The 25,671-nt window shown below is 46.9% G+C and carries 23 protein-coding genes; 14 read left to right on the forward strand and 9 right to left on the reverse strand.

Features of this window, described 5'->3' with window-relative positions; translation table 11 throughout:
- The first annotated feature begins 18 nt into the window (after positions 1 to 18).
- The 8 genes from NLX73_RS22435 (at position 19) to NLX73_RS22470 (ending at position 9,530) form a co-directional block, all read left to right on the forward strand.
- On the forward strand, positions 19 to 1,749 hold the full coding sequence (locus NLX73_RS22435; RefSeq protein ID WP_250262124.1) for a sensor histidine kinase: 1,731 nt from the start codon (positions 19 to 21) through the stop codon (positions 1,747 to 1,749).
- Positions 1,727 to 3,286 (forward strand): response regulator transcription factor, encoded by a 1,560-nt coding sequence (locus NLX73_RS22440; protein WP_029515766.1) that lies wholly within the window; start codon positions 1,727 to 1,729, stop codon positions 3,284 to 3,286. Before NLX73_RS22435 ends, NLX73_RS22440 begins: the two co-directional genes overlap by 23 nt.
- Before the next feature lie 174 nt (positions 3,287 to 3,460).
- Positions 3,461 to 4,753, forward strand: coding sequence for an ABC transporter substrate-binding protein (locus tag NLX73_RS22445; RefSeq protein ID WP_069291103.1), 1,293 nt, complete (start codon positions 3,461 to 3,463; stop codon positions 4,751 to 4,753).
- Positions 4,754 to 4,990: 237 nt separating this feature from the next.
- The gene (locus tag NLX73_RS22450) at positions 4,991 to 5,899 is read left to right on the forward strand and encodes a carbohydrate ABC transporter permease (protein ID WP_254327376.1); all 909 of its coding nucleotides are present in this window, start codon (positions 4,991 to 4,993) and stop codon (positions 5,897 to 5,899) included.
- Between the two features lie 5 nt (positions 5,900 to 5,904).
- Positions 5,905 to 6,744, forward strand: coding sequence for a carbohydrate ABC transporter permease (locus NLX73_RS22455; RefSeq protein WP_023987016.1), 840 nt, complete (start codon positions 5,905 to 5,907; stop codon positions 6,742 to 6,744).
- 113 nt (positions 6,745 to 6,857) lie between these two features.
- On the forward strand, positions 6,858 to 7,970 hold the full coding sequence (locus NLX73_RS22460) for a rhamnogalacturonan acetylesterase (protein ID WP_254327398.1): 1,113 nt from the start codon (positions 6,858 to 6,860) through the stop codon (positions 7,968 to 7,970).
- 72 nt (positions 7,971 to 8,042) lie between these two features.
- Positions 8,043 to 9,077 carry a glycoside hydrolase family 88/105 protein gene (locus tag NLX73_RS22465; RefSeq protein WP_254327399.1) on the forward strand — a complete coding sequence of 345 codons (1,035 nt, stop codon included), beginning with the start codon at positions 8,043 to 8,045 and terminating at the stop codon, positions 9,075 to 9,077.
- Between the two features lie 51 nt (positions 9,078 to 9,128).
- A complete protein-coding gene (locus NLX73_RS22470; protein ID WP_029515761.1) occupies positions 9,129 to 9,530 on the forward strand; it encodes a sensory rhodopsin transducer in 402 nt (133 codons plus the stop codon).
- A gap of 94 nt (positions 9,531 to 9,624) precedes the next feature.
- Here the strand turns inward: NLX73_RS22470 and NLX73_RS22475 are convergent, their stop codons facing one another.
- The 3 genes from NLX73_RS22475 to NLX73_RS22485 form a co-directional block, all read right to left on the reverse strand.
- Positions 9,625 to 10,584 carry a DMT family transporter gene (locus tag NLX73_RS22475; RefSeq protein ID WP_254327377.1) on the reverse strand — a complete coding sequence of 320 codons (960 nt, stop codon included), beginning with the start codon at positions 10,582 to 10,584 and terminating at the stop codon, positions 9,625 to 9,627.
- Between the two features lie 206 nt (positions 10,585 to 10,790).
- Positions 10,791 to 12,107, reverse strand: a complete 1,317-nt coding sequence (locus NLX73_RS22480) for a glutamate-1-semialdehyde 2,1-aminomutase (protein ID WP_269465967.1) — start codon at positions 12,105 to 12,107, stop codon at positions 10,791 to 10,793.
- An 83-nt stretch (positions 12,108 to 12,190) separates the two neighbouring features.
- Positions 12,191 to 13,312 (reverse strand): LCP family protein, encoded by a 1,122-nt coding sequence (locus NLX73_RS22485; RefSeq protein ID WP_254327378.1) that lies wholly within the window; start codon positions 13,310 to 13,312, stop codon positions 12,191 to 12,193.
- 103 nt (positions 13,313 to 13,415) lie between these two features.
- On the opposite strand from NLX73_RS22485, the gene NLX73_RS22490 reads away from it, so the two are divergent.
- Genes NLX73_RS22490 through bcp form a run of 4 tightly spaced genes read left to right on the forward strand, consistent with a single transcriptional unit; the run spans position 13,416 to position 16,553 of the window.
- Complete coding sequence (locus NLX73_RS22490; protein WP_028540997.1) at positions 13,416 to 14,456, forward strand: ABC transporter ATP-binding protein; 1,041 nt, start codon at positions 13,416 to 13,418, stop codon at positions 14,454 to 14,456.
- Positions 14,449 to 15,243 carry an ABC transporter permease gene (locus NLX73_RS22495; RefSeq protein ID WP_254327379.1) on the forward strand — a complete coding sequence of 265 codons (795 nt, stop codon included), beginning with the start codon at positions 14,449 to 14,451 and terminating at the stop codon, positions 15,241 to 15,243. Before NLX73_RS22490 ends, NLX73_RS22495 begins: the two co-directional genes overlap by 8 nt.
- Positions 15,244 to 15,247: 4 nt before the next feature.
- Positions 15,248 to 16,036: an ABC transporter permease gene (locus NLX73_RS22500; RefSeq protein ID WP_080710685.1), complete on the forward strand. Its 789-nt coding sequence runs from the start codon at positions 15,248 to 15,250 to the stop codon at positions 16,034 to 16,036.
- A 40-nt stretch (positions 16,037 to 16,076) separates the two neighbouring features.
- A complete protein-coding gene (gene bcp / locus NLX73_RS22505; protein WP_254327380.1) occupies positions 16,077 to 16,553 on the forward strand; it encodes a thioredoxin-dependent thiol peroxidase in 477 nt (158 codons plus the stop codon).
- A gap of 70 nt (positions 16,554 to 16,623) precedes the next feature.
- Here the strand turns inward: bcp and NLX73_RS22510 are convergent, their stop codons facing one another.
- Genes NLX73_RS22510 through NLX73_RS22530 form a run of 5 tightly spaced genes read right to left on the reverse strand, consistent with a single transcriptional unit; the run spans position 16,624 to position 21,883 of the window.
- Positions 16,624 to 17,739: a GerAB/ArcD/ProY family transporter gene (locus tag NLX73_RS22510; protein WP_254327381.1), complete on the reverse strand. Its 1,116-nt coding sequence runs from the start codon at positions 17,737 to 17,739 to the stop codon at positions 16,624 to 16,626.
- 15 nt (positions 17,740 to 17,754) lie between these two features.
- Positions 17,755 to 17,991, reverse strand: coding sequence for a hypothetical protein (locus NLX73_RS22515; RefSeq protein ID WP_254327382.1), 237 nt, complete (start codon positions 17,989 to 17,991; stop codon positions 17,755 to 17,757).
- Positions 17,992 to 18,021: 30 nt separating this feature from the next.
- Positions 18,022 to 19,131: a GerAB/ArcD/ProY family transporter gene (locus tag NLX73_RS22520; RefSeq protein ID WP_254327383.1), complete on the reverse strand. Its 1,110-nt coding sequence runs from the start codon at positions 19,129 to 19,131 to the stop codon at positions 18,022 to 18,024.
- 5 nt (positions 19,132 to 19,136) lie between these two features.
- Positions 19,137 to 20,345, reverse strand: a complete 1,209-nt coding sequence (locus NLX73_RS22525) for a Ger(x)C family spore germination protein (protein WP_254327384.1) — start codon at positions 20,343 to 20,345, stop codon at positions 19,137 to 19,139.
- On the reverse strand, positions 20,342 to 21,883 hold the full coding sequence (locus NLX73_RS22530; protein WP_254327385.1) for a spore germination protein: 1,542 nt from the start codon (positions 21,881 to 21,883) through the stop codon (positions 20,342 to 20,344). The genes NLX73_RS22525 and NLX73_RS22530 overlap by 4 nt, the downstream gene beginning before the upstream one ends.
- 157 nt (positions 21,884 to 22,040) lie before the next feature.
- Between NLX73_RS22530 and NLX73_RS22535 the strand changes: the two genes are divergently transcribed.
- The gene (locus NLX73_RS22535) at positions 22,041 to 23,231 is read left to right on the forward strand and encodes an MFS transporter (RefSeq protein WP_254327386.1); all 1,191 of its coding nucleotides are present in this window, start codon (positions 22,041 to 22,043) and stop codon (positions 23,229 to 23,231) included.
- Here the strand turns inward: NLX73_RS22535 and NLX73_RS22540 are convergent, their stop codons facing one another.
- Positions 23,232 to 23,888, reverse strand: a complete 657-nt coding sequence (locus tag NLX73_RS22540; RefSeq protein WP_254327387.1) for a DedA family protein — start codon at positions 23,886 to 23,888, stop codon at positions 23,232 to 23,234.
- 145 nt (positions 23,889 to 24,033) lie between these two features.
- On the opposite strand from NLX73_RS22540, the gene guaA reads away from it, so the two are divergent.
- Positions 24,034 to 25,572 (forward strand): glutamine-hydrolyzing GMP synthase, encoded by a 1,539-nt coding sequence (gene guaA / locus NLX73_RS22545; RefSeq protein WP_254327388.1) that lies wholly within the window; start codon positions 24,034 to 24,036, stop codon positions 25,570 to 25,572.
- Positions 25,573 to 25,671: the final 99 nt, after the last annotated feature.

Here is a 25,671-nt window from a genome sequence, read left to right on the forward strand (position 1 = left end):
GCTGGAATCCATCATAAAATGGTACTGCTGATTACGGTGCTTATGCTGGTTAATTTTGCAGTTGTTGCAGTCATACTTAAGTACGTATTTCATATTTATGATAATCAAATGTACAAAAAAACATCCGAAGTACTCAATATTTCTTCAATCGGCATAGAAAATGAGCTGAAGGATGTGGAAAAAGTTACTTTCAAGGTAACAACGGACGAGCAGCTTCAACGTTATTTGCTGCAATTGGAAAAGGAAACGTCACCTTATACCAAAATGGTGCTGCGTAAAAAAATAACGAATAGGCTCGTCGCCTTTGCCGGCTCTGAGACCTATGTCTATTCTATGATAGTAATCGATAAAGAGGGACAGGTCATGAGCGCGGGCAACCGCGAAGGTATTCCCCAGGAGCTTCGATCCACCCTGTCGGAGCTGGCAGACGAACATGACGGTTCCAATGCATGGTATGCGGCAGGCCATTCCTCCTTGCTGGCCGCTCGGCAGTTCAAATCCTTTACCGATTCCAATTTTACACTGAATGGGCTCGGAACACTTGCGATTCGTGTGCGAATTGACCGGATTGTAGCGGATCGTGTGCAGACCTCCGGCCGTGACGGACAACTGATGATTACAGATGGAAGACGGATGATTTATCCCGAAACACCACTTTTGAGTGAGAGTGATATCCAGGCGGAGCTTGGCCGAAAGCAGCCTTACGGGATTGCGACCTACTCAGGAGGAACCTTTTTCGCTGCTCAAATCAAATCCTCTTATACGGGGTGGACGTATTTGCATATGACCCCCTTCGATGATATGTTTCGCAGTATTACGATCATCAAAGAAGTTGTAAGCGCTATTTTTGTAATTATGCTTCTTATCGCATTGGCACTGGGGGCTAGGTTGTCAGGGAGCATTACCAAACCGATTGTTCAATTAATCCAGAACATGCGTAAAATAGAAAAAGGCGATCTCGACCGTTTGGAAGAAGAAGCACTTGGCGCGGTCCCCCTTTCCACACAGGATGAGGTAGGCTTGTTACATCGGACATATAAGAAAATGATTCGTCGCATTCGTGAGCTCATTAATGAGAATGTTGCCAAGCAGCTATTACTGCGGGAAACAGAGCTAAAGGCATTACAGGCACAGATTAATCCACACTTTTTATACAACACGCTGGAATCCGTGAACTGGCTCGCCAAGGCCAATAAGCAGGATCGGATTTCAGAGATGGTGGAAGCACTTGCTTTTCTATTGCGTAGTGCGGTCAGTTTTGAAGAGCAGCTGATTCCGCTTCGAAAAGAACTGGATATTGTAAGGAGCTACGTAACGATCCAAAAAACACGTTTTGATGAACGTCTCGTTTTCCATCTGGATGTCCCGGAAGAACTGATGGATGCACAAATTCCGAAGCTAACGCTTCAGCCCTTGGTGGAGAATGCCATTCATTATGCGCTGGAGCCGCGAATTGAACCCTGTCGGATTGCTATTATTGCGAGAGAAAGCGAGGGGGCTCTATTTCTGCGAGTTGAAGATGACGGACCGGGAATGACGCCGGATTTCTTGGAAAAGCTGCGGAGCGGGCAGGTCATGACTCGTGGGCAGGGCATTGGACTTACGAATATTCAGGAACGGATTAACCTGACATTTGGTACACCTTGGGGGATAGAGCTGCATAGCGAGTCAGGAACAGGAACGTCGATTCATGTCTGTATTCCATATGTGAAAGGGGATCAGGGTCGTGTACAAGGTGCTACTGGTTGATGATGAGCGTATGATTTTGGAAGGCATATCACAGGTGGTTGATTGGGGGAAAGCGGGAACGAGATTGGTTGGTACGGCACGTAACGGGATTGAGGCTTATGATCAGATTCAGGCCAGCCCGCCTGATTTTGTGATTAGCGACATCTCTATGCCTGGATTGGACGGTATCGGACTGGTTGCCAAAACGACGGAGCATTTTCCAGACGTCCGTTTCATTCTGTTGTCTGGGTACAAAGATTTTGATTATGCCTGTCGGGCCATGCAATACGGGGTGAAGCACTACTTGTTGAAGCCATGCAATGAGCGGCAAATTCATGAGGCTCTGACCGAGTTGGGGCAGGAGCGGGAGGAGCAGGAAGAACGCAAGCAGTTTGTAAACCGGATGAAGCTAGATTTTCAGCGTATGCTGCCTCATGTGAAGGAACACTTTTTGAAGGAGTTTATTTCCTATAAAACTTACGGTAGCCGTGATATCGCATTTTATGAGCGGTTATTCGGAATTGAATTGCAAGATAAGCAGGTTCGAATGCTGCTGCTGCGGGTGGAGGAATCCCATGAGCCGGAGCATTTGTTTGCATTGCAAAATATAGCGGCAGATTTAATGGATGATGTCTTGCTCAGTACGACCATGCAGGGGCAATTGCTCATCGTGCTGGAAAGTGAGGATGACACGTCGCGGTTTATGAAACAGATTGAAGCGGTACGTGCGACATTTCATCGCTTTTACAAGCTGGAGGTAACAGTCGCAGTTAGTGAGTCGGATAGTATGCAGCATTCACGGGGGATGTACCGGGAGACACTGCATTGTATGAATCACCGTTTTTACACCGGGGAGGGCAGTTTGATTACGAAGGAGGATTTAGCGGCTGAGGATACCCGGGAGATGGCAGATTTGGAGCTGGACGAGGAGAAGTTCGGTCTGCTAATCAAGGCTGGAAATACGGTGGAGGTGGCACAGGAAGTGGATCGGTTGTTCGGTATTTTGTCCCGGATGAAGCTGGAAATCTCCGTGACCCGCTCCTATGTGCTTCAGCTCTATGCCGCTATGATTCGTATATGCCCTGAAGAAGAGCGTGCGGCGTTTACGAGCCGAATGGTGGTGCTGGCAGAGCAAAAAACGCTGGCATGTCTCAAATCTTTTGTACAGGAAGCTGCCGAACGAATGACCGCAATCTATTATAAAAGTAATGTGTATCGCCAATCTTCCACCGTTGATAAAATGATCACTATTATTGAGCAAAACTACAGAAAATCCGATTTGTCGCTGAACGGAGTGGCAGGTCAAATGCTGTATATGAATTCCGACTACTTAGGAAAAATTTTCAAAAAAGTGACAGGTGAAAACTTTTCACACTACGTCAATCGTTATCGGATCGAACGTGCGGCTGAGCATATTCGAGAGACCGGAGACGTGAAGGTATTTGAACTGGCGGAATGGTTCGGCTTCGGTGGGAACGCGCAATATTTTAGCCAGGTGTTCAAAAAGTGGGCGGGTATGACGCCTTCCGAGTATATTAAGTCACATGAACGGGGATGAGCTGATGCCCCCCACTGTTTTTTAAACCCAGGAAACCTGATTTGTGTATTCCAATGTTTCTCGGCTTTTGGGAAAATAACAACAGGAGCTAATGTAAACGCTATCAAAATTACGTAAATGCGTTGTCACTCGTAATTTGGCTCCTTTCTAGAACAGCGAAAAGGGGAGAGATAGGTGGGCAAAAAGGGATGGTTTCTGATCATAGCGATGCTGCTCGTTTTGACGACGGCATGTAGCGGAGCGGACGGCGGCAGCAATTCGGGCACAAGTGCAGACGGGAAAGTAAAATTACGGATCGCTTGGTGGGGATCGGATACGCGTCATGAATACACGCAAAAGGTCGTTGATTTGTATAAGCAGAAAAATCCAAATGTAACGATTGATGTGGAATATGCCTCTTTTGATGACTATTGGAAAAAGCTCGCTCCGCAGGCTGCGGCTAATCAGCTGCCGGATATCGTGCAAATGGACATTTCGTACATTAGCCAATATGCGAAAAATGGTCAATTGGAGGATCTCGCGCCTTACTTGAATCAAAAAATTCAGGTCGCTGATGTGACCGAAAATGTACTTAAAACCGGCGTAATTGCTGGAAAGCAATATGGTATCCCAACCGGTGTCAATGTTCTGGGTTTCCAGTATGACCCGGCGTTGCTCAAAAAAGCAGGCATAGACAAAATTCCTGACAACTGGACATGGGATCAATACAAAGAACTGGCTTTAAAAGCGGGTTCCAATAAAGTATACTTTGACAGCTCGATGGCTGCTGATATTTTCTTCCACTACTATTTGCGTACGCAAGGAAAGACTCTCTACAATGCGGAAGGAACAGGATTGGGGTATGACGATGATAAGCTGTTTGTTGACTTCTTCAGCGGATTGGCTGATCTGATTAAAAAGGGAGCGACCCCGCCTCCTGAAATTATGAACCAGACCAAGGGGATTCTTGAGGAATCCGATATCGTAAAAGGAACAGGCATCGGCATTTGGCAGTGGTCCAATCAGTATGTGGGCTTACAGCAGGTCGTTAACCGCCCAATGGCACTGGCTCCAATGTTTGGCCCGAATATGGAAAAAGGCGTATACATGCAGCCTACGATGTACTGGACGGTTGCTTCCCGTTCACAGGTGAAGGATGAGGCCGCAAAGTTTATTGATTTCTGGATGAATGATGTAGAAGCGAATAAATTGATTAAAGGAGAACGTGGCGTGCCGATTTCCTCCAAAATCAAGGAGGCTGTTGCGCCAGAGTTAAGCGAGCCTACGAAGCAGGTGTTTGAATTTGTAGCTTCCATGGAGCCGAAGGCTTCTCCAATGAGCCCGCCGCCACCAGTCGGATCGCCGGAAGTGATTGCGACTCTGACCGATTATATTGAGCAGGTCAATTTCGGACAGATGACGGCTGAAGACGCAGCGGCCAAATTCCGGGCTGATGCGAATACTATCCTTGCGAATAACAAGCAATAATGAGCGCAATGAGACCTTTAGGGTATCTGACATCGTTTTAGCATAAGAACGACAAGATCGAAGGAACGTTTCGTTAAGTTAACCGTGCGTAGTCCAAAGCATGATTGCGCACGGTTGATTCGACGAACCAACTGCATAAGCACCTTTTGCAGACGTCACGATAATATTCATATAACAACGAATTATTAACAACATAAAGTTTTTCTATTTCTTTAAATGCAACAGAAGGGAGGCTTGATGAGCTTGCGAAATCATCAGAGCTTGAAAGCCAATATGACCGGATATGCGTTTATCAGCCCGTTTATTGTGGGCTTTCTGGCGTTTACGTTAATTCCAATGTTTATTTCGCTGTATCTGTCCTTTACTACCTACAACCTGTTCACCCCGCCCAAATGGATTGGTCTGGGTAACTTCGAAAAAATGTTCACAGGCGACCCGAAATACTGGAATTCGATCAGGGTCACGTTTGCGTATGTGCTGGTCGGTGTACCATTGCGACTGATTTTTGCGCTGTTTGTGGCTATGATTTTGAATACCAAATCCCGCATGGTCGGCACCTATCGGACGATGTACTATCTGCCGTCGATTATCGGAGGTAGCGTTGCGGTATCCATTATGTGGCGGAACATTTTCAGTAATAACGGCATAGTGAACAGCCTGCTTTCGACCTTAGGGGCGACTCCGGTGAAATGGTTTGGTGATCCGGATGCTTCGCTTACAATGCTAATCACCCTGTCCGTATGGCAATTTGGCTCCTCCATGCTGATTTTTCTGGCAGGTTTAAAGAACATTCCTGTTGAATTGTACGAGGCGTCCAGTGTAGATGGCGCTAAGCCAGTACGAAAATTTTTCAGTATTACGCTGCCGTTGCTTAGCCCCATTATTCTATTTAATCTGATTATGCAGACGATCAGCGCTTTTATGACCTTCGTCCCGGCTTATGTTATTTCTAAGGGCGAAGGAGGCCCGATGGATGGAACGATGCTGCATTCACTGTATCTGTTCCGGCAGGCGTTTATGTTCAGCAATATGGGATATGCGGCAGCCATGGCCTGGGTCATGCTCATTATGATTGGGATACTGACAGCGATTTTATTTATAACCTCCAGATACTGGGTATTTTATGAAACGGAAAAGGGGCGCTGATACCGATGGCATGGAAAACGGTCAAATGGCCAATTTATCACATACTGGTTGCTGCACTGGCGCTCCTGATGCTGTATCCCGTTTTTTGGATGCTGTTCAGCTCGTTTAAAGAAAGTCGGACGATATTCGTCACGGCATCCTCGCTTTTCCCTACTGAATGGATCTGGCAAAACTATGTAACAGGCTGGAAAGGGACAACTGGCTACAACTTTGGCACGTACATTCTAAACTCGCTCACGATTGTGGTGATTTCAACGATTGGAGCTGTGCTTTCCTCCTCATTGATCGCATTTGGCTTTGCACGCTTGAAATTCAAAGGGCGTAACTTGTGGTTTGCTTTGATGATGGTGACACTTATGCTACCAGGGGATGTGGTACTGGTACCGCAATATATTATTTTCACCAAGCTCGGTTGGATCAATACGATCTTACCGTTGGTGGTACCCTCCTTTTTCGGGATGCCGTTCTTCATCTTCCTGATGGTGCAGTTTATACGGACGATTCCAGCAGAGTTGGATGAAGCGGCAACGATTGACGGATGCGGCAAGTTCCGGCTGTATTTCAGAATTATTTTACCCTTACTCAAATCGTCGTTGGCTACAGCGGCAATCTTCTCTTTCTACTGGAAGTGGGAGGATTTGCTTGGTCCGGTACTGTATCTGAATTCGCCGGAGAAATATACCGTATCTATTGCACTCAAGATGTTCCTCGACAGCGAGTCGGCTTCCAACTGGGGAGGAATGTTCGCAATGTCTATCCTAAGCCTGCTTCCAGTTATCGCTGTATTCTTCGCATTCCAGAAGCAAATTGTAGAAGGAATGAGTACGAGTGGTTTGAAGGGTTAAGATCCAAAATCCATATTGTGAGGATATGAAGCTTACGAGTGGAAATGGAAGGCATCCGGGTTTGTACGATTGAATGGACGGGATTTGAGGGCGATGGCTGAGAGGTGAGTAAATTGTGGAAGTTTGATTTTGGTCCGGGGGAGCCTGCGGATGGCTGCAAAGGAGTGCCTCCGGATTGCTTATATACAACTGAACAGGGCTATGGCTTCGAGACTACGGAGCATGTGTACGGTCGAAAAAGGCAGAGTGCAGCCAAGGATGCACGCACGCGGCTACGAAGCAGCTTTTGTATTCCAATGAACGCTGCATTTGTTGCAGATGTTCCAGACGGGATATATCTCGTCACTATACTGGTCGGCGATTCGCAGGCGGAAACGCTCACGCGATTCAAGGCTGGTGAAGGCAAGCACATGCTTCCCCCAGTACACACGCTGCCGGGTCAGTTCACCGAAGCACTGTTTGCGGTGCCAGTCCGGGGTGGCAAGCTACGCCTCACCGTGTCAGGCACCGCGCCGCGGCTCAATGCGCTGGAGATTGCGCCAGCGCCACAGACCCTCCGGCTATTCCTAGCCGGAGATTCCACGGTTACGGATCAGGACGCATCCGGCTATCCGTATACTGGCTGGGGCCAGGCTTTGCCCGCCCTGTTCAAGCATGATGTCTGCGTGGATAATCATGCCGTATCGGGACGAAGCTCCAAAAGCTTCGTGGACGAAGGACGGCTGGATGTCATTTTGGGCGAAATAAAGGCAGGAGATTTCCTGTTCATCCAGTTCGGTCATAATGATCAGAAGCCTGATCCGGAGCGGGCTACAGAGCCTTTTACAACCTACAAGGAGCATCTTCGCCTCTACATCGACGGCGCAAAAAGCCATGGGGCAACCCCGGTACTGGTCACGCCTGTACATCGCCGCTATTTTAACGAGGATGGTACGCTATCTGACACACATGGTGACTATGTAACAGCGGTTCGTGAGCTGGCGGAAGAAGCGAATGCACCGCTGATTGATTTGTCTGCCCGCACGCAGGAGTTATATGGGCAGCTGGGTCCCGAAGAGAGTAAAGAGCTTTTTATGTGGCTGCTGCCTGGTGAATACATGAACTTTTCCGGCGGCTTAGAGGATAACACACATTTTCATGAGAATGGCGCGGTTCGTATTGCAGACATGGTGGTGGATGCTGTGAAGGAACTGGATTTGCAACCGCTGCGCATGTATTTACGTTGAAGGACGACCTTTTCATGTACGGGCGTTAAGGAGGTAACTCACGTGAAACTTACCAAAGGGGGAGACGTGGAAATGCCTGCATTGATTTTTGATGAAGAACAAGTTAAGCAGGTGATCGACCGGGTCGTAGAACGCACCTTTCAAATGCACTACAGCTGGGATTGGCCGGGCGGAGTCGCCTTTTACGGAGTATGCGAAGCGTATGAAGCGACAGGGAACGAAAAGTATTTGACCAAGCTGAAAGAATGGGTTGATGAAAATATTGAGGACGGACTTCCGCCCCTTTCGGTGAACGGCGTTTCTGTTGGGCACTGTTTGTTGACGCTTTATCAGGCCACAGCTGAGCAAAAATACCTTGATATTGCCATCGAGATGGCAGAATTTTTGGCCCAAAAAGCGGAGCGGTTTGCCGACGGCATTTTCCAGCATACGGTGAATTCACTTCATGATGTGTTTCCGCAGCAAGCATGGGTGGACACGATGTTTATGGCCGGTTATTACTTGCTGCGCATCGGTCATCTGTTAGGCAACAAGGAGTATTGGGAGGATGGGGTTCGTCAATATCACGGGCATGAAGAATTTTTGCAGGACCCGGATACGAATCTGTATTATCACGGATGGGATCATGCGAATCAAAGCCGGATGTCAGGAATATATTGGGCGCGCGGCAATTCATGGGCAGCCCTCACGATGGCAAAAGTGCTGAAATTGGTGGAGGTGCAGCATCCATCTTATATGATCATCGACGGCTCGCTGCGTGACCAGCTCAATGCGCTGGTGCGGCTGCAATCCCCGGAAGGGCTGTGGCATACGGTGCTGAACGATGATACCTCTTATCTGGAAACCTCGGGCTCGGCAGGAATTGCGACTGCCTTGCTTATGCAAGGAAGATTGTTTAACAAATACACCCAAAAGGCGATCGACGGTATTCTTTCCCGCATTAAGGACGACGGCACAGTAACGGGGGTATCCGCTGGAACTGCTGTGATGAACGATATTGACGGCTATCGAAACGTTCCGTACAAACGCCTTCAGGGCTGGGGGCAGGGATTGGCGCTTGCTTTTCTGGCTCAACTGTTGCGTACCAAGGAGAATCCGTACGGCTAGAAGAAGGGGCATAAGCGCCAAAAAGTATGATGGGTAAAGGAGGCCAATAGTATGGGAAATGCTGAACTTTCTCAGGAAAAGGTAGCTAATCAGCCGCGAGGCAGCCTATTCTGGGTCATCCCCGATGGGTATATTCCACCGGAAAGCCGGGGAGAGCTGCTCAGTCATGAGAGTATATGCGTGCTGAATTGTGGGAGCCGTGTGGCAAATCTAAGTATAGACATCTATTTTGAAGACCGCGAGCCATTGGAGGGATTGATCGAGGTAGTGGAAGGAAGACGAACCCGTCATATCCGAACAGCCTCGTTGGAAAAATCCGGCGAACGGATTCCGACAGGCATTCCTTACGCAATTACGGTCACTAGCGATGTGCCCATCATCGTACAATATAGCAGATTGGACACGACACAGCCGGAATTGGCGTTAATGAGTGTCATGGCGTACCCTATTTAATCCGACGAAGACTAAGAAGTGAAAAAAGAAATCTCTCGGCTGGAATTGCGCAGCTGGGAGATTTCTTTTTTTGCAGGCAAATGAGTGTCTATTTTTAGCCCGTTTTTTGTGATTTTGCCGAAGTTGTTTTGATCGGCGTGAAGTTTTTTCGCCCTCCGAAATTGGTACCCAGCACGCCGATAATGATCATCACAGCCCCAACAATGTGATAGTAGGCGAGCTGCTCCTTCAAAATGTAAGCACCGGCAATCATGGAAATGAGGGTGGATAAATTGCCGATCACACTCATTTTGGAGGCTTCGATCCACTTCAAGGCAAAGCTCGATAACAGCGAGGTGACGAGGGTAGACAGAATGCCCAGATAAATCAGTGCCATCCAATAACCAGGCTTCACCAGTGGAGCGGTATAGGCGCTCATGGAGCCGTCTATAGCATGATATCCCAGTGCCACCACGTTAAAAACGATACATCCCAAAATAGAGGTAACGTAGGTCAATTCCATGGGGTTGTACTTTTGTGTTAATGGTCGTGCCAGCACATTATAGCCGGATAGGCATATCGCAGAAAGCACGAGCAGAAGAATACCGCCATAGCTATTGGATGCTAGCGGTGCTCCGCTTTTCATCACAAATATAAAAACCACGCCAAAGACAGAGAGCAGTAAGGAAATTTTTTGGACTACCGTTGTACGCTCTTTAATAAAATAGGAAGCTAACAGTAGCGTAAAGATGGGAACGGTTGCTTGGATAATTCCACCTTCCGATGAAGAAGTGCTCATCAGCCCGAAGGCTTGCAGTGGAAAATACACTAGTGGCGAGAGCAGCGCCAGTGGTAAAATGCGCAGAATGTCACGCATCTTGATGTTGAGCTTAATCCAACCGAGCAGCACTGGAACGGTCAAAGCGATAAATGACAGCGCAAAGCGGTGGGCGATCACATCCAGCGGGCTCGCCTCTGTGACTGTCAATTTTACAAATAAAAATGAAAATCCAAGTATAGCTGCATAGCTGAGAGCTGCCAGATAGGCGGCTCCATTTCTGGAACGACTGTGCATAATAAACCTCCGTAATCATGACCTTAACCTGTTGTTCTCTCAATATACCCGGATGGCATCATCTGATACAATCCATAAAATCTGCAACTGTACGGGTACAGTTGTCAAATAAAAAAAGCCGGAACGAAGTCCCAGAGGTCGGATACCCATCCCTAAGACTACTTCCAGCTCTTATCCTATTCATATTCTATCACGTACTGCTTAGTTTACTTACCTTGTGACATCGCCCGGAACGAATCGTCCGCCGCTTCCAGCGTAGCATCCACATCTTCGTCCGTATGCGCTGTTGTGAGGAACCAGGCTTCGTACTTGGATGGTGCCAGATGAATACCGCGATCCAGCATGTGACGGAAGAAGGATGCGAACGCTTCGCTATCCGTATCCTGCGCCTGTGCGTAATTCGTGATTGGATGATCACAGAAATGCGTCGAGAACGCTCCACGAATGCGATTGATCGTCAATGGCACGCCGTAGCGTTCGGCAGAGGACTGGATACCGTCAGTCAGCCTCACAGCCAGACGTTCCATCTCTTCGTACACGCCTTCCCCTTGAAGGACTTCAAGGCAGGCGATGCCTGACGAGATGGACGCCGGGTTGCCGGCCATCGTACCCGCCTGATAAGCCGGGCCGAGTGGGGCAACCTGCTCCATGATGTGCTTGCTGCCGCCGTAGGCACCAATCGGCAGACCACCACCCATGATTTTGCCCAGAGCGGTCAAATCCGGCTGAATCGCATCATGGTTGTCCAAACCTGCATACGTTTGGGTGGAACCGAAGTGGAATCGGAATGCGGTAATGACCTCGTCATAAATGACGAGTGAGCCGTTCGCACGCGCCATGGAGCAGAGCCCTTCCAGATAGCCTGGCTGCGGCATGACCATGCCGAAATTACCAACAATCGGCTCGACCATGACTGCCGCCACATCGTCGCTCCAACGCTCCAAGGCTTGGCGCAACGCGTCGAGATCATTGAATGGCACGGTAATAACCTCGCTCGCAATGTTGGTCGTAATGCCTGCGCTGTCCGGTATGCCCAGTGTGGAAGGACCGGAGCCTGCGGCTACAAGTACCAGATCCGAGTGCCCGTGGTAGCAGCCGGCGAATTTGATGATCTTGTTCCGCCCAGTATAGGCCCGTGCCACACGAATCGTCGTCATAACCGCTTCTGTGCCAGAATTCACAAACCGGACCTTGTCCATGGAGGGAATTGCTTCCTTCAGCATCTTGGCCAGTTTAATTTCCAAGACTGTTGAGGTTCCGTACAATACGCCGTTCGCAGCCGCTTCGCTGATGGCCTTGGTAATATGGGGATGGGCGTGTCCGGTAATAATAGGGCCATAAGCCGCCAAATAGTCGATATATCGATTATCATCCTCATCCCAGAAATGAGCACCTTTAGCGCGTTTCATGAATACTGGAGCGCCGCCGCCCACAGCTTTAAAGGAGCGTGAAGGGCTGTTAACGCCCCCTACAATATGCTCCAGGGCTTCTTTATATAGTGCTTCGGAGTTTTCCCGTTTCATCATCAAAAACTTCCTTTCCGTTCATTAAAATAGGGTATACACACGCCAAAGGGCAGCGTTCACGGCTGCCCCTGCATACATCATTATAGCTCTTTTTGACCTGTCTTTGTTGTTGATTGTGTGGAAGCATCCTCATTACTGGTTTTACTGCCCCCTGTAAAAGAAGCTTTATCCTTCTTGGTAGACGATGCACTGTCTGGCTGTTTCGTTTCGTTCTGATCCTTATTTTGTCCCTGTGTTTGTGCGGGTGGATTATTAAATATATCCTGCACATACGTTTTCAGTTCTTCCGGATCGCGGACAGTAAGAACTGCCGCGCCGCCCACATTCTCTTCTCCGAGCATCTTCATCGGTGGAACCTGTTCGCTGCCTGCAAAGTTGCTTTGGTACCCCACATTTGCCAGCTTCCACATATCGTTAACACTGAGATTCGTGTCGATGTACGGGTTAACCTGTTCTAAAATATTCGGCAAGTTAGCGATGGAAGTCGTGGTCTGCATTTTCTGGGCTACGGCTTCCAAGAATGCCCGTTGTCGTCCGGAACGGGAGAAATCGGACATTGCATCGTGGCGGAACCGCACATATTGAAGCGCCGTGTTGCCATCTAGATGCTGCATGCCCTTTTTCAAATCAATATCGTACTGATGTTTATCCGCATTACTTGTATAATGCATATCCTTTTCCACTTCAAAATCAATCCCGCCTACGGCATCCACCAGTTTGATAAAGCCCTGGAAATCCGTGTAGACATAATATTGCACCGGGATGCCTAACAGGTCGCCAGCCGTCTTCATGGCCGTGTTGGGTCCGTGAGTAATGGCAGTGTTAATTCGATTTTTTCCGTAGCCGGGAATATCCACGTACGTATCACGCAAAATAGAGAACAGGTGGATTTTTTTCTTAACGGGGTCCAGTGATACAACCATCATGCTGTCTGATCGGGGGACTTCCCCTTTCTGGATACCGCGCCCATCGACACCCATCAGTAAAATGTTAACCATATCGGTACCTTCCCACTTGGGCGGTTCTGGCGTACGAACCTGATCGACCTGCTTTACATTTTTGAAGGGGGAGTTAGCGCCCTCTTTATGCAGATTATCCAGCTGATTATAAATGGATGTAAAATAGTACACGGCAAAGCCGACAATCGCGACGATTACCACGGCTAGAACCGACCATATCGTCCTTTTGGTTCTGCTTGTCATGGATGCTCTCCCTTTCGCTTTTCAGTTCATTACATTATAATTTCTTTTTGGAGCACAATCAATTTAACTATGGATTTTACAAATCCTGATTGAGAGGTATAACATGCTGGCAATTGATGTGCAGGATCTGCGCAAAACATTTAAGGTTCAAAAAAATCGCGAGGGCTTAAAGGGTGCCTTCCTTGATTTATTCGCCCGCGAATACAACGAGGTAGCCGCGGTCAAAGATATATCTTTCCGTATTCCGCAAGGAGAAATATGCGGTTATATCGGTGAGAACGGCGCCGGAAAGTCCACCACGATTAAGATGCTGACAGGCATTCTCGTGCCGACATCGGGACATCTCAAGGTGGGCGGTTATGTCCCCTATGAGGAACGCGAGAAATTTGTAGGCAACATTGGCGTTGTTTTCGGTCAGCGCAGTCAGCTTTGGTGGGACATCGGTGTGATCGAGTCTTTTCAACTACTGCGCAAAGTATATCAGGTTCCGGCTACGGACTTCAAACGTAGGCTGGATGAGCTGGTAGAGAGGCTGCAATTGCAGGATCTGCTAAGCCGTCCGGTACGCAAGCTTAGTCTCGGGCAAAGGATGCGCTGTGAGTTGGTAGCTGCCTTGCTGCACAATCCGTCTATTGTTTTTCTGGACGAGCCGACCATTGGGCTTGATATTATGGTGAAATCCGAAATTCGTGAGTTTCTGAAGGACATGAACCGGGATCACGGTACGACTATTTTACTGACGACCCATGATTTGCAGGATATTGAAGCGCTGTGCTCGCGCGTCATTATGCTGGATGATGGAAATATCATTTATGATGGTGGTCTGGAGGATCTGAAGGCGCGTTGGGGGACAGGTCGAGAAGTACGGTTCCAGTTCGGCACATCGACCCAATTGGAGCAATTACAGGCATGGACTGCTGATATGCCACTGGCTTGGACGATGGATAATGATTTGGCTGCCAAAGTATGGATTCCTCTTCATATTAATGTATCGGATGTGCTCGCTTGCGTAGTCGGTCGCACGGACATTACGGATATCAAAATCATTGAAACCAACACGGATGATATCGTCCGCAGTATCTATCAGTCTGGTTCGGCTGAACGCCAGGGCAATCCGATAGTGGAGGCCAAAGTTCATGCTTAGCGTATACACCGATTTTATTCGTATCCGATTTCTCACGATGCTTGCGTATCGTGTGAACTATTATTCAGGAATCCTTATTTATTGCATGAATATTGGCGTGTATTATTTCACATACAAAGCGATATATGGCGATGCGGGTAGCATTGGAGGTTTTACCGCTGCTCAGATGACGACGTATGTAGCAGTATCGTGGATGGCGAGAGCCTTTTATTTTAACAATCTGGATCGTGAGATCTCGACGGATATACGTGATGGAAGCATTGCAATTCAGATGATCCGACCTTATAACTATGTACTTGTTAAATTTATGCAAGGACTCGGCGAAGGAATGTTCCGTTTTCTGCTGTTTATGATTCCAGGTATGGCGATTGCAATGCTGCTATTTCCGGTGAAGCTTCCCACGGATCCGGTAGCCTGGGTTGGTTTTCTGGTCATGCTGTTTTTTAGCTTTATGATCAATACTCAGATTAATATTATTACGGGATTAACGGCCTTTTTTATCGAAAATAATGAGGGCATGATGCGTATGAAGCGCGTAGTTGTAGATCTGTTTTCTGGGTTGATTTTGCCAATCAGTTTGTTTCCAGGCTGGCTGGCGACAATCGCCCAATGGATGCCGTTTCAGGCGATTACCTATTTGCCGGGTTCTGTATTTACGGGACGTGTAAAAGGCATTGGCATCTGGAATGTACTGGGTATCCAAATCATTTGGCTGGTCGTTCTGCTCGTGCCGATGATCATCATTTGGCGACTGGCGCGCAGACGTCTGTTCGTGCAGGGAGGGTAAGCCGATGATGTACTATTTGGGTCTCATTAGCGAATATTTGAAAAATTACATGAAGTCTCGGCTCACCTATCGGGCTGACTTTTGGGTAGAAGTGATTTCAGACCTGCTGTTTCAGGCCACGAATCTTATTTTTATCCTGGTTATTTTTATGCATACGGACAGTTTGGGGGGCTGGAGTGAAAATGAAGTCGTGTTCGTTTATGGATTTTTCATGGTTCCTTACGGACTATTCAGCTGTTTTGTAAATCTTTGGAACTTTAGCGAACGTTATATTGTGAAAGGTGAGCTCGATCGGGTAATGACTCGTCCTGCATATAATCTGTTCCAGATTTTCCTTGAAAATGTGGACCCGCCAGCGCTGGTGGGCTCAGTGATCGGTCTGATTATTATGGGGATCAGCGGGGCACAGATGGACTTGGCTATGGAGTGGTGGTTCGTACCAGCGCTGATCGTTTTGAGCCTAAGTGCCGTGGCAATCTATACAGGCATTTACACCATATTGACTTCTCTTTCATTCTTTTCGGATGCGCCCACTGGAATTATTCCGCTCATGTACAATATTCAGGGCTACGGACGTTATCCGGTGACCATCTATAACCGTGCCATTCAGGTTGTGCTGACTTGGATACTACCTTTTGCTTTTGTTGGTGTATATCCAGCCTCCCTATTCCTCCACCGAGAGGACATGCGCCATATGGCTCTCTTAACTCCTGTGATGGGGATTGTCTTTCTGACCTTGGGCTTACTGGCATGGAACTGGGGAATTCGCCGCTACAGAGGGGCAGGCTCATAGGTCAGATCACATAAGCCCCCACAAGATAGGAGATGATGAGATGTCCACGATATTTACCGTTATTGGGCAAGAGGCACCGGATTTTGAATTGCCTGGGAGTGAAGGAAAGCGTGTCAAGCTGTCTGATTATCGAGGCAATAGGGTGTTGCTGTATTTCTATCCCAAGGATTTGACCTCTAGCTGCTCGATCCAGGCTTGTGATTTTCGGGATAAACATACGGAGTTTGAAGGCTTGAACACGGTGATTTTGGGGATAAGCCCAGATCCACTCAAGCAGCATGACAAGTTTATTGCTAAGTACGGACTCCCTTTTCAGTTGTTATCTGATGAAGAGCATCAGGTCGCTGAGACGTATGGTGTATGGCAGCAAAAACAGATGTACGGCAAGCAGTACATGGGTATTGTTCGGTCTACGTTCCTTATTGATGAAAATGGAATTTTAGTTCATGAATGGCGTGGTTTAAGAGTGAAAGGGCATATTGATGCTGCGCTGGCATACATTCAGGACATGGCGTAAGTGAAGAATACAAGAAAACCTTTTGAAATCGGATTATGCTTTTTTAAGCATCGGTTTCAAAAGGTTTTTGTTAATTTTTAGATATGTTTTGCCGATGCTTCCACTTTTGCTTGCAGATGTATACCCCCCATAACAAAAGCGGAATGATCAAGCCGTTTGTGTAATTCCAGGTGGACAGTGGATAAACAAGAGTTCTTACATAATAAAACACATTTGGGGTTATCAAAATGGTCATTCCAAACACAAGCGCCCCTGCGGGTATGACGAAAGGACGAACATTAGAAATTCGAAATAGCTGGGTTATTCCGAAAGTAAAAGCATAAAAGAAAACGACTCCCTTGAAATAAGCGGCTAATGCCCAGATTAAAGAGACCAGCGATTCAACACGTGTAATATAATTCAGCTCATTGATTTTTGTCGAAAGTGCAGCAGAAATGTATGGACTGTAGTTGGTCACAAAGGGTCCAATGACAAGGAGGGAGAGCAGCAGAAAGAGGGTAATCAACACTCCGCCTATAAGCGATACGAGTAGTATATCTCTTTTAAAATGGCCTCTTTTGTTTACAAAAGGAAATACCATGAGCATGATAGACATTCCGGCAAAAGGCATTCCCGCGCCTGGAACCATCCCTTTAGCAACAGGAGCCAGCCCGTTTTCTAAAACAGGCTGTATATTAGAAAGCTGAATTTGTGGCAGAAGTGCCAAGATCAGACCACAGAAGATGAGTACATACAAAGGTAGCAACATCTCGCTAACTCGACTGAAAGCTTCAATTCCGGCTAGGGCAGTAAGCACCGCTAATAAAACTTCTATTGCCAGTAGAACGCGCAAAGGGGTGTCCACAAATATCTGTGTAGTCAGGAAGTCGCCTACTTCTCTCGCAATAAGAGCGGTGTTCATGAAGAAATAAAACAAATACCAACAGGAAAGAATGGTCCCGAACACAGGTCCCAAAATTTTTCGGATGGCTTCAATAAGTGAAAGATTCGGGTAGAGCTCATGAACGCAAAGGAGCACGTAAATAATAATTAAGCCCAGCGGGATGGACAGTATAGAGCTAATCCAGGCATCCTGGTGGGTAATATGCGTAATAATAGTCGGATAGATTAAGAGCATATCCCCGATTAAACTCAGGAACATCAGGACAGTCACTTGCCGAACGCTAATACGTGCTTTTTTTAACATGTGGCTGCCTCCTTTCTAAAAACCAAATACATGTGACACAAAAGCGTTAACAGGATTATAGATGATTTCAATCAGAACCAGGGGGCTTGGTGTAACCTCTGATTTGGCAGCAAGGACACTAAGCCATGTGCCTAATCCGAGCATAATGATGTACACGAACATATCCTTAAAGCGATGCTTTCGGTACAAGCCTGGCAAATCCTTGGCGGCGATGGCTAGACCTATACAGATAATAACAGTGGTAATCAGCATGTCGAGGCTCCTTCCTTTAATGGGTGGGGGTCAACCAGGTCCCAGGCTATGATTTCCTTTTGTTCTAAACTTGTATACGACAAGCAGCAGCAAAGGAAGGACAATGGAATCAGTCAAATCCCAGTAAATCCAGGCATGGACGATCGTATCCAGATAGTAAGTAATGTTGGGTGCCGACACGATAATCAAGCCAAATAGAATCATGAAGCTGGGGCCAAGAAAGCTCCTTACATTGTCCAGTCTTAGCAGTTGAGTCATACCCAGTGTAAAGGCATAGAAGTGTAAAATGGTTTTAACAAAAGTAGTGATAATCCAGGCCGTGCTCATCATGGATTCAACTCTCTGTAGGAAATTTCCTATGTTAATTTTTTTAGATAGCGTATAAGAGGTGTACACGCTGTGTTCGGTTACAAAAGGGCCTAAAACCATGAGAGAAACCAGGAGTAGTACGCTTAACAGAACGCTGGCAGTAAGGCCGGCTAGTAACACCGATTTTTTTAGACCCGGTTTTTTGCTCACATAGGGAAAAATCATGAGTAAAAAAGCTAATTCTCCGAATGGATAGGACAATGCAAAAATGCTGCCTTCCATAATCGTAGGAATACCTTGCTCCATTATGGGTTTAAGCTGCTGACTGTCACATTGGGGAAGCAAGCACAGGATTAAAAATAATGTAAAAACCAGGCACAGAGGAAATAACATTTGAGCAGTACGTGCAATAGGCTCCAGCCCCATATACATCCCCCACATGAGTACAAGGATTAAGAGTAAATTGATAACGGGAAGGGGCGTCATCACATAGGTCTGGTTGTTCATAAAATCCCCGACTTCTCTTAAATAAATCGCTGAATTCATCAATAAATGGAACAAATACCATGTAGAGATGATAGCGCCTAGCCACGGACCCAAAATTCGCTGACTGAGTTGAATAAAGGTAAGATCAGGATATAGCTGATGTACCCGCAGGAGTAGCAGTAATACAGCCAGTCCTGCAGGGATACTTAGGAATGAGCTGATCCAGGCATCCTGCTTGGATATGCTTGTAATGAGGGAGGGATACACCAGTACGCAGTCTCCGATAATACTCAAAAATACGAGTACGGCTATATTTGTAATGCTAATACGCCCTTTCTCCTCCACCAAGCTCACTCCTTCATTTGTTTTTGGAATGATTCGAACAAGGAACCAATTTTTTTGATCTTTGTTTTTGCCTTATATTCAATCTGTAAGTCCATAAATGGATTTTCTTTTTCTTCTTTTAATCTTTTCCAAAGCCCGGGTTTGGACTGGTGGATCAGCTGACCAAAGCCGAAAATGTCTGCCTCAAAATCACGCCGAACGGTCTCTACGGAATGCTTCATAATTTCAACGATTTTTTCATTGCTCGCGGCCTCAATTTCTTTAATATCAGCCATACTGCTTAATTTCATATGCTGGCAGTTGACCTCTCGTACGGTGCTGTCGTTGGTAACAGATATGGAGATAACAGGCTCTCCATCGCGAACAATCACTTTTTTTTGGGTATCGCTGTTCAAAGTTAATAGGGCAATATTACCACCTCCCTGACAGTCGATGTGTCCCATAGTAGAATCCACTTCATCCCGAATGTAATTGAACCCTTTGCTGTCTTGCTCATTGATCCAGCCTAGTAATCGGTCTTTTTTTAATACACCGATACCGGAGAACCTTAATATGGTTCCTGGAGATATGCTTTTGGTGTCATCTATACCTTTTTCATTGGACGCCTCTGTATCTCCCACAGCTTCCAAAGCAGGCAAAGTAGATTGGATGTCAGGATTAGCCAAGTCGCTCAGCAGTTGATCCATGGTTACTTTGGTGGCAGGAGCCCATGTTTTGGTTAACGTATCCAACGAAGCAAACATTTTATTAGCAGGCAACTTTTCCAGTGGGGTGGGGATCTTTAAAATCGTAGAAGCCTTGCTTTTTTTGGCTATTGCAATATAAAAGTCACTTCTGGTAAAAGGTTCTCGCATCAAGGCTTCAATCACATCAGAAATTCCTTTTTTCGCATACTCCTCGCCTAAAATCAGCATACGAATATGAGATAAATAGATGGAGCGCGGGCTTGTATCCGTCATTTTTTGAATAGCCTCATGAATTGTGGGCGCAGTGGCCTGATAAGTAACGACCGGAGAGCCTGCACTTGGTGAAGACTTGGAAGCTACTGCAGAAGGAATGACCACCTGAGCAGTCACCTCATACTGGTCTCCTTCCATATCCACTCCGATCCCAATAGCGATGCCCAACTCGTTTAATTCTGTTCGATCCCAGCATCCACCCAATAGTAAAGCAATCAGCCCCCAGACGATGAGCAAATGTATGGTCTGCTTCATGGTTGATCCCTTCTGGTATTTGATTTATTGCCAATCCGTCTTTTTTTTGTTTTTTGGCGGATTGTATTTTGGATAGGTATGGATTGAGGCCGTGTCGTCATACGAGGCCAAGGTAGGCGAAACAGCGTATCTTTTATATCACTTTCCACATAGGGGCCGAACGGGCTCATATAAGATACTCCAAACGATCGCAGACTGGTTAAGTGCAGTAAAAGTACGATTAACCCCATCAATATTCCAAGAAGTCCGAAGGCTGCGGCTAGCATCATTAAGGCGAAGCGTACAATACGAACTGCTATCGACAGACCATTTTCCGGAATAACATAGCTGGAGATGGCTGTAATGGACACGATAATGACCATAGCCGCCGAGACAACCCCTGCATCTACGGCTGCTTGCCCAATGACCAGTGTGCCTACAATCGAGACAGCTTGTCCGACGGTCTTGGGAATTCGGACTCCTGCTTCACGCAAAATCTCATAAGTAATTTCCATAAGCATCGCCTCAACAAAAGCCGGAAACGGTACGCCTTCCCTTTGTGCGGCGAGACTAACCAGTAAGTTTGTAGGAATCATCTCTTGATGAAAGGTAGTTACCGCAATATAAACAGCCGGTGCAAGCATAGCGATAAAAAAGGAAAAGAAACGCAGCAAACGTAGCAAAGTGCTGATGTCGGCACGCTGGTAATAATCCTCCGCCGATTGGAAAAATTGAACGAACAATGCAGGTATCAACAGAACAAAGGGTGTCCCGTCCACCAATATAGCGATTCGGCCCTCCAGTAGGCTGGCAGCGACCGAATCCGGGCGCTCGCTGTTATATATGGTGGGAAACGGGGTAAAGGTCACATCCTGAATTTCCTCTTCGATGTAACCCCCTTCCAAAATTCCGTCAATATCAATGCGGTCCAGACGTTCTCTCAGTTCCTGAATAACTCCTTCGTCGGCAATTCCTTTGATATACATCACGGACACATTGGTATGGGTCACTTGACCAATCTGTCTTGTTTCCATCCAGAGGCGCGGATCGCGGATTCGCCTACGAATTAGAGCGGTATTGGTACGCAAATTTTCGGTAAAACCCTCCATTGGACCCCGTACCACAGTCTGGGATTGGGGTTCGCTGACATTGCGATCCTCCCAGCCGACCGCATCAATCCATATGCCTTTTGTGTATCCGTCCAGCAAAATGATAATACCGCCGGATAGCATCCGGTTGAATAGGTCATCCATTTTGTCCAAACTGCCGGAGTTACCAGCAATTAATACTTGATCCTTTAAATAGTCGAACGGTTCCGCACCCTCCGGTACATGATGTTCGTTTACCCGCATTAATGAACGCAGAACGGAATCATGGAGCAATTGAGTGTTAATCAGACCATCGATATAAAACAAAGCTGCTGGCCATTTTTGCATCCATAATAGCTCTTTAATGATTACATCTCCGCTGTTTCCAAAGGAGCTTTCAATATGGTTTACATTATCCCTCAAGTTAGAGGACACATGAGTAAGTGGACAACTTTTATTCTGATTTGGCATACGTAAAATCCTCCGATATTGGAGTTTGTTGGCTTAGTATGCTCTGAATATATGAATTTATGCCTTGACGATTATAGAGTGATTTTTATAAATTAGATACATAACTAATTAGATTTATGTATAATAAATGAATCCTAAGTATCGGAGTTGATTTAAAATGGTAGATAGGCAATACAGGAAGTTATTTGCCGCAGGTATCATTAACGGAATGGGAGACCGATTCTGTCAGATCGCTTTGTTGGCTTTAATTTATCGGCTTACCGGTTCGGGATTCAGTGTGGGTATCATGCTGGGATTGCGGGTGATTCCTTTTTTAGTCCTGTCACCTGTGGCGGGCGTGCTTATTACCCGCATATCCCGGCGTATGCTTATGATGACCACGGATTTTTTCAGAGGCTTGGCAGCCCTTGCCTTTTTAAGTGTTCATAGTCCTGAGGACATATGGATCATTTATGGAGTCAGTACCCTGCTAGCCTGCGGAGAAGCTTTGTATGCTCCTGCTCGTAAATCATCCATTCCGCTGCTTGTTCATCCCTCCGAATTATTGAAGGTGAACAGTCTTGAGCAGGTGATGAGCGGGCTGGTGCTGGTCGTTGGTGCTGCTGCCGGAGGCATCATATCTGCTCTCTTTGGACCACAAGCTGCATTTATATTGAACGCAGCAAGTTTTTTTGCCGCAGGTTTGATCGTTCGCAATATTGCATTTCCACCTGTCATGAAGGAGAAAATAAGCAGGGAGGATCCAAACCGGAGCAGATCGCGAATGTTGGACTGTATTCGTGCATCCGTTCCTCTCCAAGTTGTTGTTGCATTTGAGTTGCTGGTTCCCATGCTCAATGGCATTGATAATGTTCTGATTAGTGTATATGCAGTGCAGGAATTCAGGCTGGGAGATGCCGGAATCGGATTGTTTTACGCCGCTTTGGGCGCGGGTCTGGTTGCCAGCTATGCAATAGGACATTTATTCAGTGGTTCTTTGTTGAAGGGAGGACTGGTATGCCTTTTGTTGGAGGGGATTTTACTTATGGGATTAAGCGGTATTTATCACGCATGGGCAGCGGTTGCTATTTACTTCTTAATTTCGTTGGCTGGCGGGGTAGGGGCCATTTGTCTGGATACATTATTAATGCGGGAGACCCCATTGTATTTACAGGGTCCATTGTTGGGCATGCTGACGGCGTGGAGCCAAGGTATCATCGGACTGTCTATGTTTGGAGCAGGGGTGGCGATTGAAATGATGGAGCCGCGTATGTTGGGTTTGGTTGGAGGCGCGGGATTTGTGGTGATATCTATCGTGATTTCGATGTATTATGCAAGGATTCGTAGCCGTAAGGCAGCAGGAGTTTGACTACTTCAAGTCATCCTTGTTGCTGGTTTTCACCGATTTTTCGGATTTGCGTAGCGAGCTAAACAGGAAGCTTCTCCACCGGTAAATAATATACAGCAGGATTATGAACCCGACGACTCCCGCAATTCGCAGCGCATACAGCTCTACCAAATGGAAAATGGCATCCCATTGGGGACCAAATAGCTTGCCGATGCTTAGAAAGAGGATGACCCAGAATAAAGCGCCGCTGTAAGCATACAAGACAAATTTACGGAAAGAAAGAGCAATAATCCCGGCAAAATAACCGGTAAAATGCCTGACACCGGGGATAAAATATCCAAGGAAGATAAGCCAGTATCCATATCGTTGGAACCATTTTTGTGTTTTCTGAAGCTTGTCCGGCGATAACAAAACCCATTTACCGTATTTCTGAATAAAGGGGAGTCCAGCCCATCTTCCAATAAAGTAGGTAATAGTCATACCGAGGGTTGTGCCCAGAAAAGCTAGTAGCACCAGTTTACCGAAATCCAAGGTACCGGCATAGGAGAGATATCCCGCATAAGCCATTGTGGTTTCCCCGGGAAATGGTAAAGCAATAAACTCAAGCAGCAAGCCAAAAAAAAGGACGCCGTAGCCGTATTCTTCGAACAATTGCGCGATCCACTTCAGCACATCCATCGTTTACACTCCTACGAACAGATTGAGTATTTTAGAATCAATTCATTTTAACAATCTTTTCATGCCCACTCAACTCCGGTTGATTTCTTGACGTCTTGTTTTATCGTTGCGTATAATGAAACGAACAATTGAGGGAGGCACGGTAATGAATAAGCCTAATGAAATCGTTGTAGTTCTTGATTTTGGAGGACAATACAACCAGTTAATCGCAAGAAGAATTCGGGATCTCGGCGTATATAGCGAGCTCCTTCCATACAATACGCCTGCGGAGAAGCTGAGAGAGCTGGCGCCAAAAGGGATTGTTTTCTCAGGCGGACCTTCCAGCGTATATACAGACAATGCTCCTCAGGTGGATCGGGCAATTTATGATCTTGGCATCCCTATCTTTGGTATTTGTTATGGCATGCAGCTGATGGCTCACCAACTGGATGGTAAGGTAGAACGTGCGGGCAAGCGTGAGTATGGCAAAGCAGACGTGCAATTCAATCAGGATGCTCGCTTGGCTAAAGGATTGGATTCTCTTCAAACCGTATGGATGAGCCATGGGGATCACGTTACAGATCTGCCGACTGGCTTTACACTGGATGCAGGAACAGAGAGTGCACCGATTGCCGCGATGAGTAACCTGGAGCGGAATCTGTATGCGGTGCAATTCCATCCAGAGGTACGTCATTCCGTTCAAGGTAACGAGATGATCAGCAACTTCCTTTATGAAGTGTGCGGTTGTGAAGGCAACTGGACCATGGAGTCGTTCATCGAAGATCAGATTCGTGAGATTCGTCAACAGGTAGGCGACAAGAAAGTATTGTGTGCCTTAAGCGGTGGCGTGGATTCTTCCGTTGTAGCGATGCTCATTCACAAAGCGATCGGTGACCAACTGACGTGTATGTTCATTGACCATGGATTGCTGCGCAAAGGTGAAGCCGAAAGTGTAATGGAGACGTTCGTTGGTAAATTTGATATGAAAGTTGTCAAAATTGACGCACGTGAGCGCTTCTTGTCCAAGCTGGCAGGAGTCGATGATCCAGAACAAAAACGTAAAATCATCGGTAACGAGTTTATCTATGTGTTCGAGGAAGAATCTTCTCAATTTGATGATTTTACTTTCCTGGCACAAGGTACGCTGTATACGGATATTGTAGAGAGCGGAACAGCAACGGCACAGACCATTAAATCCCATCATAATGTGGGTGGTTTGCCAGAGAACATGAAGTTCAAGCTGATCGAGCCGTTGAATGCCCTGTTCAAGGACGAAGTGCGTAAAGTCGGCGAAGAATGTGGACTGCCAGCTGAGATTGTATGGCGTCAACCATTCCCAGGTCCGGGTCTTGCCATTCGTGTGCTGGGTGAAGTGACAGAGGACAAGCTAACGATTGTTCGTGAGTCGGATTACATTTTGCGCGAGGAGATTGCTAAAGCCGGTCTGGACCGGGAAATCTGGCAATACTTCACCGCTTTGCCGAATATGAAGAGTGTTGGCGTTATGGGCGATGCTCGTACGTATTCTTACACTGTAGGTATTCGTGCAGTAACCTCCATCGACGGTATGACCGCCGACTGGGCACGTATCCCTTGGGATGTGCTGGAGAAAATTTCGGTACGTATCGTAAACGAAGTGGATAACGTGAATCGCATCGTGTACGATATCACCTCCAAACCACCAGCAACGATTGAGTGGGAATAAACGCGGGAACTCCCGCTCTGTAATCACGAACCTTTTGTGATTCACCAATACAACATCAGGACTCCTCCGCATCGGCCGAAATATCGCTGTGCGGCAGGA

The sequence above is a fragment of the Paenibacillus sp. CH40 genome (assembly GCF_024213605.1).
Lineage (GTDB): Bacteria > Bacillota > Bacilli > Paenibacillales > Paenibacillaceae > Paenibacillus > Paenibacillus polymyxa_B.

What these genes read in the sequence shown, in the direction of transcription:
- NLX73_RS22435 (WP_250262124.1), top strand. Translation starts at nt 19, where the DNA reads ATGGTACTGCTGATTACGGTGCTTATGCTGGTTAATTTTGCAGTTGTT.
- NLX73_RS22450 (WP_254327376.1), top strand. Translation starts at nt 4,991, where the DNA reads ATGAGCTTGCGAAATCATCAGAGCTTGAAAGCCAATATGACCGGATAT.
- NLX73_RS22455 (WP_023987016.1), top strand. Translation starts at nt 5,905, where the DNA reads ATGGCATGGAAAACGGTCAAATGGCCAATTTATCACATACTGGTTGCT.
- NLX73_RS22465 (WP_254327399.1), top strand. Translation starts at nt 8,043, where the DNA reads ATGCCTGCATTGATTTTTGATGAAGAACAAGTTAAGCAGGTGATCGAC.
- NLX73_RS22470 (WP_029515761.1), top strand. Translation starts at nt 9,129, where the DNA reads ATGGGAAATGCTGAACTTTCTCAGGAAAAGGTAGCTAATCAGCCGCGA.
- NLX73_RS22475 (WP_254327377.1), bottom strand. Translation starts at nt 10,584, where the DNA reads ATGCACAGTCGTTCCAGAAATGGAGCCGCCTATCTGGCAGCTCTCAGC.
- NLX73_RS22480 (WP_269465967.1), bottom strand. Translation starts at nt 12,107, where the DNA reads ATGAAACGGGAAAACTCCGAAGCACTATATAAAGAAGCCCTGGAGCAT.
- NLX73_RS22485 (WP_254327378.1), bottom strand. Translation starts at nt 13,312, where the DNA reads ATGACAAGCAGAACCAAAAGGACGATATGGTCGGTTCTAGCCGTGGTA.
- NLX73_RS22490 (WP_028540997.1), top strand. Translation starts at nt 13,416, where the DNA reads ATGCTGGCAATTGATGTGCAGGATCTGCGCAAAACATTTAAGGTTCAA.
- NLX73_RS22495 (WP_254327379.1), top strand. Translation starts at nt 14,449, where the DNA reads ATGCTTAGCGTATACACCGATTTTATTCGTATCCGATTTCTCACGATG.
- NLX73_RS22500 (WP_080710685.1), top strand. Translation starts at nt 15,248, where the DNA reads ATGATGTACTATTTGGGTCTCATTAGCGAATATTTGAAAAATTACATG.
- bcp (WP_254327380.1), top strand. Translation starts at nt 16,077, where the DNA reads ATGTCCACGATATTTACCGTTATTGGGCAAGAGGCACCGGATTTTGAA.
- NLX73_RS22510 (WP_254327381.1), bottom strand. Translation starts at nt 17,739, where the DNA reads ATGTTAAAAAAAGCACGTATTAGCGTTCGGCAAGTGACTGTCCTGATG.
- NLX73_RS22515 (WP_254327382.1), bottom strand. Translation starts at nt 17,991, where the DNA reads ATGCTGATTACCACTGTTATTATCTGTATAGGTCTAGCCATCGCCGCC.
- NLX73_RS22525 (WP_254327384.1), bottom strand. Translation starts at nt 20,345, where the DNA reads ATGAAGCAGACCATACATTTGCTCATCGTCTGGGGGCTGATTGCTTTA.
- NLX73_RS22530 (WP_254327385.1), bottom strand. Translation starts at nt 21,883, where the DNA reads ATGCCAAATCAGAATAAAAGTTGTCCACTTACTCATGTGTCCTCTAAC.
- NLX73_RS22535 (WP_254327386.1), top strand. Translation starts at nt 22,041, where the DNA reads ATGGTAGATAGGCAATACAGGAAGTTATTTGCCGCAGGTATCATTAAC.
- NLX73_RS22540 (WP_254327387.1), bottom strand. Translation starts at nt 23,888, where the DNA reads ATGGATGTGCTGAAGTGGATCGCGCAATTGTTCGAAGAATACGGCTAC.
- guaA (WP_254327388.1), top strand. Translation starts at nt 24,034, where the DNA reads ATGAATAAGCCTAATGAAATCGTTGTAGTTCTTGATTTTGGAGGACAA.